1 protein-coding gene is annotated in these 967 nt (G+C 75.4%); it reads left to right on the forward strand.

All coding sequences use genetic code 11. The features are described 5' to 3' along the window. The coding region (locus FV228_RS30920) for an AAA family ATPase (RefSeq protein ID WP_147857882.1) at positions 1 to 967 on the forward strand (967 nt) is incomplete at both ends.

The raw sequence follows: 967 nt of genomic DNA on the forward strand, positions 1-967 counted from the left end.
GCGGCGCCTGGCGTTCCGCCGCCGCAAGGGCAACACCCGGACCCTGATCGACGCCGACGAGGCGCCGCTGCCCGACGATTCCCTGGCGCCGTTCCTCGGCGGCATCTCCCGCACCGTGTTCTGCCGCGCGTTCGGGCTGGATGCAGGCAGCCTGCGGGCGGGCGGGCGCGAGATGGTCGATGTCGAGGGCGAGGTCGGCGCCAGCCTGTTCGCGGCGGGGTCCGGCCTGCGCGGCCTCACCGAGCTGCAATCCGCCCTGGACGCCGAGGCCGAGGGCATCTTCGCGCCCCGGCAGGCCAAGCACCGGACCTTCTACCAGGCGCTGGAGCGGCACGAGACCGCCCGCAAGGCGATCCGCGAGAAGGGCCTGCGATCCGGGGACTGGCGCGCGCTCAACGACGAGATCGCCGCCGCCGCAGAGAAGCTCGACGCGCTCCGGGCCGAGACTCAGCGCATCGCGACCGAGCGCGCCCGGCTGGAGCGCCTGAAGCGCGCCCGGCCGATCGTCGCCGAGATCGACGTGCTGGACCACCGGATCGCCGCCGATTCCGGCCTCGCCGAGGCGGATGCAGCCTGGATCGAGCGCCTGGGCGCCGCCCTCGAACGCTGCCGCAAGGCCGAGGCCGAGGCGGCCCGGACCGACGCCGCCCTCATCCGGGCGCGCGGCGAGGCCGATTCCGTGCCCGTGGAGCCCGAGCTGATCCTGCACGCCGAAGACATCCTGGCGGCGTTCAGCGGCACCAAGGAGTTCGAGAAGGGCGGCACCGACCTGCCCCGGATCGAGGGCGACGCCCACAAGGTCGGGCTCGACCTGGAGCGCCTGCGCGCCCGGATCGGCGTCCCGGACCTCGCTGCCCTGGAGGCCGGACAGCCCACCGACGCCGCCCGCGCCCGGGTCGAGCGCCTGATCCGCGACGGCCGGACCCTGGCTGCCGCCGAGGAGCAGATCGCCCGCGACGGCGCCGCC

The organism is Methylobacterium sp. WL18 (genome assembly GCF_008040015.1).
GTDB lineage: Bacteria > Pseudomonadota > Alphaproteobacteria > Rhizobiales > Beijerinckiaceae > Methylobacterium > Methylobacterium mesophilicum.